We start from the raw sequence: 15,085 nt of genomic DNA on the forward strand, positions 1-15,085 counted from the left end.
GTCGCTAGCGCAGAAGCGCACTTTCAGCGTGCTGCGATCCGACCAGACCCCGTTCAGGCAGGGCCCGTTGCCGGCGCATTCGGTATCCTGCTCGCACGCGTCGGGCACACCCCCGCAGGGCAATGGGAAGTACTGCAGCCCCACCCCCAAACCTTTGGAGCGCGGATCGCGCAAGAACTCTTCGAGCGCCGAAACCACCGCTCGCCATTTGCTCCGGGTATCGCTCGCAGCGTCCAGCCAGCCCATCATGGAGCCGGAGCGGTCCAGCATGATGTACATGTCCAGCTGGACGCGGCGGGCCCGTTGAGTCTGACCGACGCAGGCGTCACCCGGTACAGGGTTTCCCGGCCTGGCGGGGACCGAGCCATCCCGGCCCAGCACGTCCGGAGGCGGCGGCGCCGGGGCCTGCACGACCTCGCCCTGGCAGGCCAAAAGCAGCGCGAGCAAGCCGATTGGCGCCACCGGCACCCAAGGCGGCGACTGGGATCCCGGTTTCTGCATGCGAATCCTGCAACGGCCCAAACCGGAGCGAGCCGAACCCCAAGGCGTCAAGCCCCTGAAATGGCTGGAATTCGACTGCCCGCTGTCCCACATGTTCACGAAAAAAGCGACGGCCCGGCGTGCTACGGCCAAAAAACGGTTTTGAGTCAGCCGTTGGATCCTCTGATGCGAGGAATCGTGCGTCCATGAGCGACGACAACGACCCCAGCGGCGCATCCCTCCCACCTTTCGGGCGGATCAGCGTCTTTGGGGACCGTGGCAGCCTATTCGGTAACCGTGCCAGCGTCTTGGGTGACGCGGCCGGCCGTGAAGCCGAAGGGCACCGTAGCAGCGTGCTCGCTGCTCGCAGCAGCTTGCTCGGGGAGCGACTCGGCGTGTTTGGTGAGCGGCTCAGCCTGCTCGATCCCGGCGCCGAGCAGTTCAGGCAGGCGGGCGAGCGCGAAAGCTGGTGGGGCGGCCGATCGAGCATCGTAAGCGGCGACCGAGACAGCATCGGTTTCGGGGAGCGCACGAGCATCGTGCTGGGCGAGCGTACGACGATCATCGTCGAGGACGACAACGTGGTCGTGATCGAGCAGCCCGCACCCCCGGTTACCCGGCGCGGCCTGTCCTTGGTCGGCTGGATCGTCACGGGGCCGCTCGCCGCGCTGCTCTTTGGCGCCTGCATGCAGGGTGGCTCTGTCCGCCGGGCGCCCGGCGCGCCGAACACGGTTCCGATCGCGTGCGTGGACCTGGACGGCGACGGCTACGGCGCAGGCTGCGCGCTCGGAAGCGACTGCGACGACACGGACCCCGCCCAGGGACGCCAGTGCCATCAGTGCGTACGCCTCGCCGAAGGCTGCGAGTGCGGCCACGGCACTGCACCGGTCAGCTGCAAGCTGGCGCCCAGCACGACCGGCGACGGGCTCACAATCTGCCATGCGGGCAAGCGCTACTGCCGAGAGGGAACATGGACCGGCTGCGAAGGAGTGCAAAGCTACCTGGCGGCTGACCACGAACCGTCGGCCTTGGTGGATCCCGACACGGGCGTCGAACAGTGCGACGCCTGCAGCCCGAAGTGCTTTCGCGTGCGTGATTACCTCGATCCCGTGCCGGAAGGACTCACTGCAGCGAACTCGCGTAATGTTGCGTGGAGCGAAGGCGGGGGACTGGTCCTGAAGCCGGGCGGCGGTGACCTGCCCGAGGCCGTGTGTCCGCCGTATCACGAGTTTTGCGAGCAAGGCTGCGTCTCGGTGGCCGACAATCCGGCTCACTGCGGGGACTGCGGCGTGGCCTGCGCCAGCGGCGAGGTCTGCTCGGCGGGTGCATGCAAGGCGACCTGCGAGACCGGTCTCAGCCCTTGCGGCAACAGCTGCATCAATACACTCACAAGCAACGCACACTGCGGGGGCTGCGGCAGCGCTTGCGGAGCGGGGCTGGGCTGCGTCGCCGGCTCGTGCGTGGCGCTCAGGCTGCCTCCGCCAGACCCGGAGGCGGAGCTGGGCGACCCGATCAGCGTTGCAGCGCTCTCGCAAAACCTGTGCGCAGGCAGCCTGGCCAGGCAAGTCTTCACCCATGCGCTGTGTGCCTGTGGCGGAGTAGAGGTGAGCGGCCCCTTGGTCGCGGACGCCTACGACAGCCGCACGGGGCCTTACCTTCCGAACGGCCTGGGCGGTCACGTCGGTCTGAACCAAGGTCGATTCACGGCAGCGCAGCCGGTCGAGATCTGGGGCGACCTGACGCACGCTTCGCACCAGGAGCTCGAGCTCGGCGACGAAGCTCGCGTGCACCGGGATCTGCGCGTGGCTGGGACCGCCACGATCGGCAGCAGCCTCCAGGTGGCCGGAGACATGTACGTTGCGGGCGATATCAGGGCAGAAAACCTCGATGTCAGCGGTACGCTGCACAAGAGCTCAAGCGCATTGCTCGACGGCAGCATCCGCTACGGGAGACTCGAAACCGAAGCAGTGGCGGTTGCGACGCCGTGCGGCACATGCGCACGCGGGCCCGTGGTAGTGCCGGCCATCGTTCAGCCGCGCAAGCACCACAACGACAACGACCGGATCGGACTCAGCGCGGACCTGATCAAGGACACATCGACCCGCATGCGCATCGATCTGCCCGCCGGCCACTACTATCTCGACGAAATTACAAGCGGCGCAGAGCTCACGCTGGTGGCGCACGGTCGAGTCGCGCTGTACATCGCCGGCAACGTCGATTTGGGTGCTGCCGCCTACTTCGATCTCGAGCCGGGCGCCGAACTGGATATGTTCGTCGGAGGCGAGCTCAGAGCCCGTGACAGGCTCTTTTTGGGCAACCCCAACTACCCGGCAATGCTGCGCCTGTACATCGGAGGCCCTACCGGAAGATCGCACCTAAGCGATTTCTCGGGGGACACCGTGATCGCGGGGAGCCTGTTTGCGGCCAACCCCACCCGGGTCACGTTCTCGGGCCGGCTCGAGCTCTTCGGCGCTGCCTCCGTGGGGCACTTCGAGGCATCGAACGACGTCAAGATCCACTTCGACAGGATGATCGAAAGGGGCGGCTCGTGCCTGGCGACTGCACCGAGTGCGCCCACTTACACTGCCGGAAGCTACTGGCAAGACATCGACAGTCGCAAGTGCCGGGGCACCGAGCGGCCGGACTGGTCGGACCTGATGTACTCGGCGGACATGCCCGATGGAACCGAGATCGTGTTCGAGGCCTGCAGCGCGGACGAGGCGCAGGACACAGGACATTGCAGCTTGACCACGGTAGCCAGGGTGCAGGCCGGCGGACCGTGCAGGAGCGACGCGGACTGCAGCGTTCGCAGCAGCGATGGAAGCTGCATTGCGGGCGTCTGCCAGTACCTGACCGGAAACGCCTGCCTCGTCGACAAGGAGTGCGGCAGCGGCGCCACCTGTCATGATGGTGTGTGCGAGTACATCGAACCTCCTGCCGATATCGGCGTCGCCATCGGCCGCGCCAATAACTTCCTCAAGCACGCTCGCATCAAAGCGACGCTCAAACCCGATTCCGCGGGAGCCAGGACGCCCAAGCTCAATCAGTGGAGCGCCAGCTACGAGTGCCTGCCAATCAACTAGTGCCCGTCCCGAACCTCCGGACCGAGCATGGCGCAGCGCCGCGGGGTCGGATGGCGTGTCGGCGAACCGAGGAAATGCAGCGCATGCGGTTGGAATCGAGCAGGGTCGAGCGTGAGACGGCGCGGCAGACGGCCCCACGCCGCAAGCCAGGCGACGGGAGTGAGTTTCGGGACGGGCACCAACTAGTTAGCAAGAGTTGACGGAGCGCTGCCCTGTACGCAGAATCCTTGCGGTCGCGGTCACTGGGGCGCGACAGGCAGCTGCAACATGACCGTTCGAACGTTCCTGGTGGTGGCGTCCCTCGTGCTGAGCGTGCTCATCGGCGTGGTGATCGCCAATGGAGGCGGCGGCGCGAACAATGGGCACGGCGCAGGCCCCTCGCAACCGACAATGCTGATCGGGCTGGCCATGGATACGCTCCAGGAGGCTCGCTGGCAGAGCGACCGGGACGTGTTCGTGGCTAGGGCCGAAGAGCTGGGCGCGAAGGTGCTCGTTCAGTCAGCCAACTCCGACGACGTCAAGCAGATGCAGGACGTCCAATCGCTGATCACCGCCGGCGTGAACGTGTTGGTCTTGATTCCACACGACGGTACCGCCATGGCAAAAGCTGTGCGGCTGGCGCACAAGGCAGCCATCCCGGTTATCGCGTACGACCGCCTGATCCGCGATTGCGAGCTGGACCTGTACCTATCCTTCGACAACGTGCGCGTAGGCGAGCTGCAAGCGCAGTACCTGCTCGACACCTTGAAGCCTTCCGCCAGCAACCCTATTCGCATCGTGCGCATCTACGGCTCACCGGCCGACAACAACAGCGCCATGTTCAAGCAGGGCCAGGACAACGTGCTCGAAGCCGCGATCCAGGCTGGCCACGTGAGCGTGCTGTTCGAGGATTGGGCAAACGAGTGGAAGCCAACCAACGCAAAGAAGATCGTCAACGCTGCCCTGACGCAACACGGCTCGGATTTCGAGGCCGTGCTGGCGTCCAACGATGGCACTGCCGGTGGTGCGATCCAGGCGCTCTTGGAAGAGGGCCTTGCGGGCCAGATGCTCGTCACCGGGCAAGATGCCGACCTGGTGGCGGTGCAGCGCATCGCGCGCGGCACGCAGAGCATGACGATCTACAAGCCTCTCAAGACGCTCGCCCGCGGCGCGGCGGAGGTGGCCGTCAAGATGGCGACCCGAAAGCCCATCGTCGCTCGCCACGCGGTTTACAACGGCAAGATCGACGTGCCCGCCGTGCTGTTCCAGGTGGTCACGGTACGCAAAGGCAACCTGCTCGACACGGTAATCGCCGATGGCTTTCACCGTTACGACGACGTCTACGAAGGCGTTCCTGAGGCGGAGCGACCGCCGAGGCCCGCGGCAAAGCTGTGAGCGGGCGAGAGTTGGCCAAGGAGCCCACCCCCGCCCTGCGCGCGCACAAGCTCAGCAAGCGCTTTCCCGGGGTAGTCGCACTGGACGAGGTGAGCTTCGAGCTGCACGAAGCCGAGGTGCACGCCCTGTGTGGCGAAAACGGTGCGGGCAAGAGCACGCTGATCAAAGTCCTGTCCGGCATCCATCCCCACGGCAGCTACTGGGGCGAAGTCGAGCTCTGGGGCGAGCCGGTGGCGTTCAAATCGATCCGCGACGCGGAAGAAGCCGGGCTGTCGGTGATCTGCCAGGAGCTGGCGCTGGTCGAAGACATGAGCGCCGCCGAGAACATCTTCCTCGGCCGAGAGCCCCTGGCAGCGCGCTGGGCTCGCAGCTGGGGTCTCATCGACTGGAAGCGCATGGAGCTCGAGGCTCGAGCCCTGCTCGAGCGGTTTGGAATCGACCTCGACCCAGGTGCTCGTGTTGGCGATCTGGGCGTGGGCCGGCAGCAGCTGGTGGAAATCGCCAAGGCGCTCGCCAAGCAGGCGCGGCTGCTGATTCTCGACGAGCCGACCGCCGCGCTCACCGATCACGAAGTCGAGATCCTGCTCGAGATCCTGCGGGACCTGCGCAGACGCGGCATTCCCAGCATCTACATCTCTCACAAGCTCGACGAGGTGTTCGCGCTCGCGGACCGCATCACCGTGTTGCGCGACGGTAAGAGCATCGCCACGCGACGGACCCAGGACACGAGCATTTCCGAGGTGATTCGTGACATGGTGGGCCGACCCTTGGAAGATGTGTTCAGCAAGCGCGAACGCCACCCGGGCGAGGAACGCCTGCGCGTGCGAGGGCTGCAGGTAGCCGAGCAACCTCATGCGAAGGCACGGCTGCGCGACATTTCGTTCGAGGTGCGCGCCGGGGAAGTGCTCGGGATCGGCGGGTTGATGGGGGCGGGGCGTAGCGAGCTGCTATTGCATCTCTTCGGTGCCTGGGGCTCTTGCCAGGCCGGTCGGATCGAGCTCGACGGTAAGAGCCTGCAGGGCCACACGCCTGCGGAGTCGATTCGTCGCGGCCTGGTGCTGGTCAGCGAAGACCGCAAGCGCCACGGGCTGGTGCTCGGACAATCGGTAGCCTTCAACATGTCGCTTTCGAGCCTCGGCTCCTTTGTTCAGCGCGGGCTCATTGCTCAAACACGAGAGCACTTGACGGAACGGCAATACGTGGAGTCGCTGGGCATCAAGACGCGAGACCTCGACACCACGGTCGGCACGCTTTCTGGAGGCAACCAGCAGAAGGTCGTTTTGGGCAAGGCCTTGATGACCGAACCCAAGGTCGTCTTGCTCGACGAGCCCAGCCGAGGCATCGACATCGGCGCCAAGCTCGAGCTCTACGAGCTGATCCAACAATTGGCCGAGCGGGGGGTGGCGGTGGTGCTCGTCTCCAGCGAGTTGCCTGAGCTGCTTGGCCTCAGCGATAGGATCCTGATGCTCGCGCAGGGCCGCATCGGAGGTAGGTTCGATCGCACCGAGGCAAGCCAAGAAGCACTGCTCTCGGCGGCCATGGGCCACTCGGAAGACGGAACCAACCGGTGAACAGCGCTGACCGCCCTGCCCTCTCCTTGCGCGACGTGTCCATGCTGATCGCGTTGACCGCGATCGTGGCGTTCTTTTGCTTGCAGGGCTACCTGAGCACCGGGCGTCTCGATTTCATCAGCCCGCGCAACCTCTCGCTGCTGTCGATCGAGCTCGCTGTGACTGCTGTCTTGGCCCTTGGCATGCTGCTTGTGATTGTGCCCGGGCACATCGATCTGTCGGCGGGCAGCGGCGTGGGCCTGCTGGGTGGGCTTGCGGCGATGCTGGTGATGAATCCGGATGGCCTGGTGGCGCATCTGCTCGGGCAGCACTCGGACGCTGTGCTGGGGCACGGCCTGAGCGCACCGGTCGCCCTGGTGGTTGCGACCATGGCGGGGGTGCTGCTCTACGCAGGCATGGGGGCGCTGATCGTGCACCAGCGTATTCCGGCGTTCATCATCACGCTCGGCGGGCTGCTCGCGTTCAAGGGACTGCACTGGAAGGCTATTGCCAGCGCCACCATCCCCGTGGTCCCGGGCGGACAGAGCAACCTGTTTTCGTCGTTGACCACGTATTATCTACCGGCGTGGGCAAGTTGGGTGCTGCTGGCGCTGGTCGTTGGGGCGCTTGGCGCGGGCTCGCTGCGCGCGCACTTGGGTCGAACGCGGGAAGCGCGCAGCAAGAAGGCCGGTGAAACGGCCTTCTTGCGCGTGTTCGTAACCGGGCAGCTGATCGCGCTCACGATCCTGGTCACCTCCCAGTATCGTGGGCTTCCGCTTGCGGCGGTTATCCTCGCGCTCACCGCCGCGGCGATCCATGTCCTGACCCAGCACACGCCGTTTGGCCGCTATCTGTATGCGATCGGGGGCAACGAGGACGCGGCGCGCATCAGCGGCGTGCCCATCGAGCGGGTCACGGTGGGTGCCTTCACCATCATGGGGCTGATCGTGGCATTGACGGGCTTCCTGCAAACCGCCTACGCGGGCTCCTCCACGACCACCATCGGCCAGCTCATGGAGCTCGACGCGATCGCGGCCTGTGTAATTGGCGGGACCAGCCTCAAAGGGGGGCGCGGCAGCGTGGTCGGCGTCCTGTTCGGCGCCCTTATCATGGCCGCGCTGCTCAACGGCATGACCTTGATGGCGGTATCACCAGAGAACAAGTTCATCGCCCGCGGCCTCGTGCTGGCCCTCGCGGTATGGATGGACGTCACGCTCAGCCGCAGGAGAGCATGAGCCACCACGGCGCTGACGGGTCATGTTCGCTGGTGGTGCATCCAAGAGATACAGTTCAACTGTAATGATGGCACGAACGCGCGAGCGGCCTATTGTGCCTGGACGCACTACGCGCCACCCTAGCCCCTGGGGCGGAAGGCACAAGCCGTGGCTGTATTCGGTCGACATTGGCGTTGGATGGTGGCGATCGTGGCCCTGGTGGTGGCCGACGGGTACGCCCTCGGCGGGGCCTTGAGTGCGCTCGAGGCTCAGGAAGGGCCGCTGCGGTCGCTGACGCTCGCCAAGGCATCGGGCGCTGGTGTCAGCTGGTCGACCCAGGCGGCACTGCTCGGCGTGGCGCTGGGTGGCACTGCCGCAGGGGTGTGGTTGCTGGCGCTCTTGGTCCGCGCCATGCAGCACCAGCCGTTCACGTGGCTCGCACCCGTGCTGGCTGCGTTCGGCGCCCTGTTGATCAGCAGCATGACGCCTCGCCTGCCCTTGTTTGGCACGCCCGCGCCTTGGTTTGCGCTGTTTTCGGCCGTGTTCTGGGTGGCCGGCGGAGCGCTGATGCGGACCCGTCCACTGTCGTGGCGTTTGCTGGGCTTCGGGACCTGCCTGCTGCCCACGCTGACTGCGCTGATCGCGTACGCCCTCAAGCACCGCGGCCTGACGCAGGCTTGGAGCCGGACGGACACGGCAGGTCGCAGCCTGTGTCTCATTACGGCCGCGACGGGTCTTGGGATGGCTTGCGTGGCACTTCTGACCCGACGAGCAGCAGCCGGCGCGCCGAACCTGGACTGGCAGCAAGACGCCGGCCCCTACGCGCCGCAGCCAGGGCCACAGGGCGCAGGCAACCTGCACGGTGGAGACGGTCCACCGGACACCGGTGCTCCACCGGGCGCGGGACAATACGGGGACTACCTGGCCCAGCCCAAGGCGCTGGGACACCGAGACTTCTGGAGCGACGCGCCGCCGGGCGCACAGCAGGCGAGCGCAGGAGCCGGGGCTTCCGCTACCGGCTCGCAAGCCCCCCAGCCCCAGCCCGGCCCACAAACGGTCGCGAGCTACGAGCAGCACGCGGAGCAGCTCGAGGCCCGGGGCCGCCCTGGCCCATGGAGCGAACCGCCGCCGTTGAACGAGGAGTACGCCGACGCGAGTCCCTACGTAGAGTCCCTGACGTCCAGCCTGAGAGAGGAGGTGGACGAGGCGGCGCTCAGCTCGATGCGGCGAAGCCTGGTTCCGTTCCATCGCCGCGCCGTCTTCTGGCTAGCCATGCTCTTGGCGATCGCTGCCCTCGGACTGGGCTACTACTGGCGCTGGATCCGGCCTCAGTCCAAGGGTGCCACCGTGGAGCATGTGGCCGCGGAGTCGCAGCCACCCGAGTCCGAAGGCGCGGCCGTCGCCGACACAGACGCCGTTGATCCTGCCTCAGCCTCGAGCCCTTCCGTTGCCGCTCCGCCGCAGCCCGAAGCTACGACGTCTGCAGCACCCGCGGTTTCGGGTAGCAGCGAGTCCACGGCACAAGAAACCGCGCTGCCCCCACCCAAACCGCAACCCACTGGTCGCCGAGAAGCAGCGCGTGCCGCCGAGCCGGGAAAAGCCAGCTCGCCCGCGTCTTCTGCCTCCAGCAAGACACGCGGTTCCAAGGCCTCCAAGACGGCCCCACAGGTGCAGCGCCCGGCGCGCGCAGCCCGCGCGAGCTCCGGATCCGCACGGCCCAGGAAACCACAAGCAGAGCACACGGGTCCACGTCGCGCCCAGACACAGAAAACCTCGAGCCCTCGATCTCGACGCCAGCGCTCATCACCGCCCGAACCAAAGAAACCCCGCCCGCGCAGGCACAAGAGCCCCCGGGGAGTCGCCCCAGACGATGACCCCCTTACAGGGATCGCGCACTAGACACTCCATGGCACAACCGCGGGTACAACACGGGCAAGGTCCTGGGAGCGAGTGCTCCCAGGACACCTGCCCGCGTCAGCCCCTTGTGCCCACCTAGCGAGCGAAAGCAACATCCACGTTCTCATCAGGATGGAAGTCGAAGCCGATGACGTCACCGGCTCCCTCACCGCTTGCGTCGCGGATAAAGGTGTAGACAGGATGTCGTCTTTGGAACCGCAATTGAATTGGAACCGCAATTGAAATCCCCCGTAGCCAAGAGCCGGTCATGCCCATTCGGGAAACCGTGGTACCAGGCACGGGAGCAAAACCAGAGCCCTTGTCCCGTGCCGCCGCCGGCGACGGCACCACTTGCGTTTCGAAACCCGCGGTCTTGCCGCATGCCGGCAAACACACCAGCAGACGTCAGAGCAAGTATCAGGCCAGGGCAGCGAGCCCTGGGGATGACGCGAATCCGGTGCGTGGAAAGCACAGTGGCGGCAGCCCAGGCGAAGTCCGTGAAGTCAGCCTCGTGGTCAGCTGCACGGCGTGCACGGCATGCATGCACAGCGTGCACATTGTTTGCGACACCTCATCGACCCCACGAAATCGACCCCCCACGAAGCGGTCGGGACGCTTTGCGGGGGCGTAGCGCGTGCCACCCCGCCTCCACGCTCACTCGCCGGGTTGGCGCGCGTCGAGGCCAGCGGGTCAAAAGCGCCAGTCGATTTCGATGGCGAAATCGAGAGAGAAGAGCGTGCTGCCCCGCACGATCCAAAAGGTGGGTGTGACGATATCCACCACGATCCCCACGCTGTCGTTGAAGGGATAGGAAACGCCCGCGCCCAAGCGGAGTACCACTCCGTTGCGCGGCAGGTAACCCACGGCACCGCGAATGGGAATGTGGACCTTGTTACCTGGTGCTACCTGCACGCGGTCCTCGAGCTGCAGGTAGCCCAGCAGGTTGTGCACGCGACTGTCACGGCCGCGAAGGTTCGCGTAGCCGAGGTACGCCCCGAGGCTCAGCTCCTTGCTCAGCCGGTACGCGATCCGAGCGCCCAAGAGGTGATTGTAGAACTTCTGAGCGGAGGCACCCACGGCCGCCTCGGTCTGGAGCGCAACTATCCAACGCTGGCGAGGTGCACGGTAGGACTGCGCATCCATCTCTCGCTGCAAGGCATCCACCTCGGGCGGCCCGTGCATATGCTCTTCCCATCGGCTTGCGGGGGCCGGGCCCTGGCGGGCGGCGGGAGGCTGCACCTCATGGACTGGCTGCGGCGTCGGCAGCAGTTCCCGCACGAGCCCGGCGACTACGGTGCGCAGCTCGGCAGGCCCAGCAGCTGCCCGACGCACGAAGGGTCCGCGTCCATCCAAGCTGGCCACGGCAACCTCGACCACGTAACGACCCTGCTCGGCCCAAACATGGGCTCCGATCGCCCGATGAGCATGAGCGAGATAGGCCAAACGCCAAAGGTCTGCAGGCGAAAGCGGCAGGCTCGCGCCGAGTTGCGCAAGCAGACCTTGCACCTGCGGCTCGGCAACCGGTAGGTAGCCGGCCAAAGCCGCCGCCTGCTGAAGCTCTGCGAGTACGAAATCGGCTACCACCCGCTCGATCCCCGCAGCAGTCGAGGGCCGCGCGACGATCACTCCAGGCCGCACCGCGGACATGGCGCCGCCCGGGGCCGATGTCTCGGAGGTCGGCTGCTGCGCTGCTGCGTTGGCACGCGCAAGACACATCGCCACACCCAGCAGCGCCCCGGCCCGGAGCGAAACAGGCTTGCTACCACGGCGCAGGCGCGCGGCGACCGCAGTAGTCGTCGTCATGGAGTCCTCGCAGGCTCCGAGTCGCTCGCCTCGGGCAGCGCAGGAGCCGCTGCAGTTTCCCCGGCGCGACCCAGCGAACGGATGTGCGACACCAGCGCCGCGATCCCTCTCGCGTTGAGACGATCTCCGAACGCCGGCATCAGGCCCCGGCCAGAACGGATGACCTGCGCCAGCTGTTCGTCGCTGCGGGCCCGCTGCCACCCGGACGTCCTGAAGTCCGCGAGCTCCGCGCCCTTTGGCCTGGCTTCGCCGCGCCCATCGCCCTGACGGCCGTGGCAACCTGCGCAGCTGACGTTCCAGAGTGCGACCACCGCTCGCGCTTCACCTCCCTGTGCGGGCTCGTCGCTGGAGGGCGACGCAACGCGTCGTGGATCGGGCACCGAAGGCTGGCCGTGATCCTCGGGTGTCCACTCCCTCAGCGGTGTGGCAGGTTCACCGCAAGCGCCAAGCAATACCATCGATCCCAGCAGTAAGGACCCGCCACACCATGACCTGTACAGATCGCACAGGACCGGGCGGCCCCGGCAAGGCGCGACGGCGAGGAATTCTGCGGATATTTCGGAGAGGAGCAACACAGCCAGCGGCGTTCGGCGCCTGCGAGGTGGGCAGATTATGGTGTGGCGGGTCTGGCTGCCAACTCAATTCTCACATTGGCGCCGACCAGGTCGACGCGAACCGAAGACCGTAGCAAACGGCCTCAGCTCTCCATCGGTACCAACCGCCAGCAGCGTCGTTTATGTCAACGGCGTCCGGCGCCCGACGCAAGCGGCATTGCGTACCCCCCCAAGCGGTATGGCGTGCGCCCCAAGCAGCATTGCGCGCGGCCCTCGAGCAGCATTGCGCGCGGCCCTCGAGCAGCATTGCGCAACCACGGCACGCGGCCCCACAACGGCAGTGTTGCATGAAGCGCAGCAACCACCTATCCTGTGTCGCCTGCGCTGCGGCGCGAGCGATGTGGGTGATTGGGGAACATTGGCGCACATGAAGCGTTTTGCACGTCGGGGATTGGAGACCGTGAGACTTTGAGCGAGGGCCGAAAAAAACGAATCGGTGCCGCCCTGGCTGCAGGGCCGTCCGTGCTGCTGGTCGAAGCGGATCCGGACCTACAGTGGCGTCTGGCACGCATGCTCACGTTGCGCGGCCACCGCGTGGTGGGCACGGTGAGCGGCGACGGCGCGTCAGCGCTGATGCGGGAGTGGCCCGTCGATGTCGTGCTGATAGCCGACCAGCTGCGGGACGCCAGCGGGCTAGAGGTTGCGCGCATGCTGGGCCAAGCTTACCCCGATGTTCCAATCGTGATCATGATCTCGCAGGAATCGCCGCAGCTGCAGCTGGCCGCCAAGCTGGCGGGTGCGGTGGCGGTTCTGATCAAGCCCTTTAGAATGGAAGCGTTCAGCCAGCTTCTGGCCGGGTTCAGCATTGCAGGCAAGGTGCCCGTACCGCTTCGGTGATACCGGCCCGCACCTGAGGACCGGCCGCACAATTACCTGCCCGCCTCGCGGGCTCCACACGCCGCTAGTGTCCTGGAACAGTGATTACTTGCACAACTCGGTGAGCAATTGGCCTCGAAGGAGCCAGCGAATCGACGCCGGCTGCGGTTCGATTCCTGTGCAGTGCAGAGCCGTTTCAAGAAGATAGGCGAAAGGCGGTCGCTGGCTCAATCGGCGTCAAGGGCCGCCGAATTGTGTGTGAGATTTCTGTTCCAGGACACTAGCACCGCTTGCCAGGGATGGCGGGTCCTGGCCACAATTGCAGGCTTCAAGCGCCAGTGTACCGAACTCATGCGATCCTATTGATTCTGTGTGTGTCGTTCGCGGGCTTCCTGTCGTTGGGGCGCGCGCGCTCCACGACCATCGGCGTCGCGGAAATCCGACCGGGCATGAAAGGCCACGGCCTGACGGTATTCCGTGGCCAGCGGCCCGAACGCTTCGGTGTCGAGGTCATCGACGTCCTACACAACTTCCGGCCCGACCAAAACCTGATTCTGGTGCGTACCTCGCATCCGGTGTTGCAGCACGCGACTACCGTAGCCGGCATGAGCGGAAGCCCGATATTCCTGCAAGGACGCCTCGCCGGTGCGTACGCGTACGCCTGGCCCTTTGGTCGCGATCCGATCGCCGGAATCACTCCCATTCGCAACATGCTCGCGGAGCTTGACAGACCCACCCGGCCCTCGCCCTGGTGCCCCCTCGGCCGCTGTACGGCCCTTTCGGAGCAGTCGGCTGCCCTGTCCCGATCGGGTCGCCCTGACGGGACAGGACCTGGACGCAGGGGCTGGGGATCGATGCCGGCACCGAACCACGGCAGCGGTGCACTCCCCCTGAAAACGGCCACGGAGGCCGGATTCCGGCGTTTCGAGCCCGCGGCAACACCAGTACTGCTTGCAGGCTTGACCCAAGAGACCTCGTCCGAGCTCGCAGAGCGCCTGGGCCGCTGGGGCTTGGTCACACTGCAGACGGGTGGAGGGCTGCGCCCACAGGAGCGCGTTGCTCAAGCGACAGCGACAAGGCCGGCGCGGGCAACGGAGAGGCGAGAACAACGCACGCGGCCGTTCGAGGGCGGCAGCTCCATCGCCGTGCAGCTCGTGTCGGGCGATGTATCTGCGACCGCCGTCGGCACCGTGACCCACGTGAGGCGCGAGCGCCTGCTTGCGTTCGGCCACCCCATGTTGAACGCAGGCCAGGTCGCGTTACCGATCGCAACTTCGCGCGTCGTACACGTGCTGGCCAGCGCGAGGCGATCGTTCAAGATCGCCGAGGCGCTTCGCCCGGCCGGAGCGCTGATCCACGACCGCCAGTCGGCCATCGTGGCCGACACATCGGCGTTGCCCCACAGCATTCCGCTACGCGTACGCCTGCATGGTGTCCCCGATGCGCCTCGAACAACGTGGAATCTGAGACTCGCCGAACACCGCGGACTGAGTTCCACCTTGGCCTACTCCGCCATCTCTGACGCGGTCAGGGCGAGTGCCAGCGACCGCGGCGACGTGACCTTCCGAGCGATCAGCAAGGTGCATGTCGCAAACCATGGCGTGATACAGACCGTCGATACGGAATCCACGAGCACCGGAGCGCTCGGGCGGGGCGCACTGGGACGTTTGAGGCTGTTCGACGTGCTCGCCGTCTCGCTCAACAACCCCTTCGGCCCTGCGCGCGTTACCGGCGTCGAGCTCGACTTGCACTTGCGCTTCACACGCGACGTAGTGCATCTGCTAGACGCCTCGGTGGGTAGCAACGAAGTCGATCCCGGCGGCAAGGCACGGGTCCACATCACCTTGCGACCCTACGGAGAAGCGGAAGCCGTGCACACGTTCAGCGTGCCGATCCCCACCAGCGCGGCAGGCGATGGCATCGAGCTGCTGGTGCGGCCCGGTCACGAGGTACCGATCGAGCCGCCCAAGCCACGGGATCTCGACGACCTCTTTCAAGCCATCCGGGCGGGGTTTCCGGCCACCTCCCTGGTCATCTCGACCCGCCTCCGGACCCACGGTCTGAGGTTTTTTGGTCACGTGGTGCGGCGCTTGCCCGGCTCGGCTCTGGACGCCTTGCAGCGCGCGAACGAGAGCAACCGCGGGCAGCCTTTTTCGACCCAACGTCATCACGCCTTCGATGTGGGCCGAGTGCTGCGCGGCTCCGCCAAGCTCAAGCTCAAGGTGCGCCAATCCCCCCGATAGCGAGCCGGCTCT

At 66.2% G+C, this 15,085-nt stretch carries 10 protein-coding genes; 7 read left to right on the forward strand and 3 right to left on the reverse strand.

Features of this window, described 5'->3' with window-relative positions:
- A partial coding sequence (locus MJD61_01410; GenBank protein MCG8553934.1) for a hypothetical protein occupies positions 1-501 on the reverse strand: 501 nt, incomplete at its 3' end.
- A 185-nt stretch (positions 502-686) separates the two neighbouring features.
- On the opposite strand from MJD61_01410, the gene MJD61_01415 reads away from it, so the two are divergent.
- The 5 genes from MJD61_01415 (at position 687) to MJD61_01435 (ending at position 9,600) form a co-directional block, all read left to right on the forward strand.
- Positions 687-3,563 carry a polymer-forming cytoskeletal protein gene (locus tag MJD61_01415; GenBank protein MCG8553935.1) on the forward strand — a complete coding sequence of 959 codons (2,877 nt, stop codon included), beginning with the start codon at positions 687-689 and terminating at the stop codon, positions 3,561-3,563.
- Positions 3,564-3,830: 267 nt separating this feature from the next.
- Positions 3,831-4,937, forward strand: a complete 1,107-nt coding sequence (locus MJD61_01420) for a substrate-binding domain-containing protein (GenBank protein ID MCG8553936.1) — start codon at positions 3,831-3,833, stop codon at positions 4,935-4,937.
- Positions 4,934-6,508: a sugar ABC transporter ATP-binding protein gene (locus tag MJD61_01425; protein MCG8553937.1), complete on the forward strand. Its 1,575-nt coding sequence runs from the start codon at positions 4,934-4,936 to the stop codon at positions 6,506-6,508. The genes MJD61_01420 and MJD61_01425 overlap by 4 nt, the downstream gene beginning before the upstream one ends.
- Positions 6,505-7,722 (forward strand): ATPase, encoded by a 1,218-nt coding sequence (locus tag MJD61_01430; protein MCG8553938.1) that lies wholly within the window; start codon positions 6,505-6,507, stop codon positions 7,720-7,722. Before MJD61_01425 ends, MJD61_01430 begins: the two co-directional genes overlap by 4 nt.
- Before the next feature lie 147 nt (positions 7,723-7,869).
- On the forward strand, positions 7,870-9,600 hold the full coding sequence (locus MJD61_01435) for a hypothetical protein (protein MCG8553939.1): 1,731 nt from the start codon (positions 7,870-7,872) through the stop codon (positions 9,598-9,600).
- Between the two features lie 687 nt (positions 9,601-10,287).
- On the opposite strand, the gene MJD61_01440 is transcribed toward MJD61_01435, so the two are convergent.
- Together MJD61_01440 and MJD61_01445 are read right to left on the reverse strand one after the other, a co-directional pair.
- Positions 10,288-11,400 carry a hypothetical protein gene (locus MJD61_01440; protein MCG8553940.1) on the reverse strand — a complete coding sequence of 371 codons (1,113 nt, stop codon included), beginning with the start codon at positions 11,398-11,400 and terminating at the stop codon, positions 10,288-10,290.
- A complete protein-coding gene (locus tag MJD61_01445) occupies positions 11,397-11,858 on the reverse strand; it encodes a cytochrome c (GenBank protein MCG8553941.1) in 462 nt (153 codons plus the stop codon). The genes MJD61_01440 and MJD61_01445 overlap by 4 nt, the downstream gene beginning before the upstream one ends.
- Before the next feature lie 564 nt (positions 11,859-12,422).
- Here MJD61_01445 and MJD61_01450 point away from each other — a divergent pair.
- Together MJD61_01450 and MJD61_01455 are read left to right on the forward strand one after the other, a co-directional pair.
- Entirely contained in the window at positions 12,423-12,851 is a 429-nt protein-coding gene (locus MJD61_01450) for a response regulator (protein ID MCG8553942.1), read from the forward strand.
- 341 nt (positions 12,852-13,192) lie between these two features.
- On the forward strand, positions 13,193-15,073 hold the full coding sequence (locus MJD61_01455) for a hypothetical protein (GenBank protein ID MCG8553943.1): 1,881 nt from the start codon (positions 13,193-13,195) through the stop codon (positions 15,071-15,073).
- Positions 15,074-15,085 lie beyond the last annotated feature (12 nt).

This window comes from Pseudomonadota bacterium, assembly GCA_022361155.1.
Taxonomy (GTDB): domain Bacteria; phylum Myxococcota_A; class Polyangia; order Polyangiales; family JAKSBK01; genus JAKSBK01.

Coding starts and splice junctions, on each gene's coding strand:
- MJD61_01445 (MCG8553941.1), bottom strand. CDS start 11,858: ATGGTATTGCTTGGCGCTTGCGGTGAACCTGCCACACCGCTGAGGGAG.
- MJD61_01415 (MCG8553935.1), top strand. CDS start 687: ATGAGCGACGACAACGACCCCAGCGGCGCATCCCTCCCACCTTTCGGG.
- MJD61_01440 (MCG8553940.1), bottom strand. CDS start 11,400: ATGACGACGACTACTGCGGTCGCCGCGCGCCTGCGCCGTGGTAGCAAG.
- MJD61_01420 (MCG8553936.1), top strand. CDS start 3,831: ATGACCGTTCGAACGTTCCTGGTGGTGGCGTCCCTCGTGCTGAGCGTG.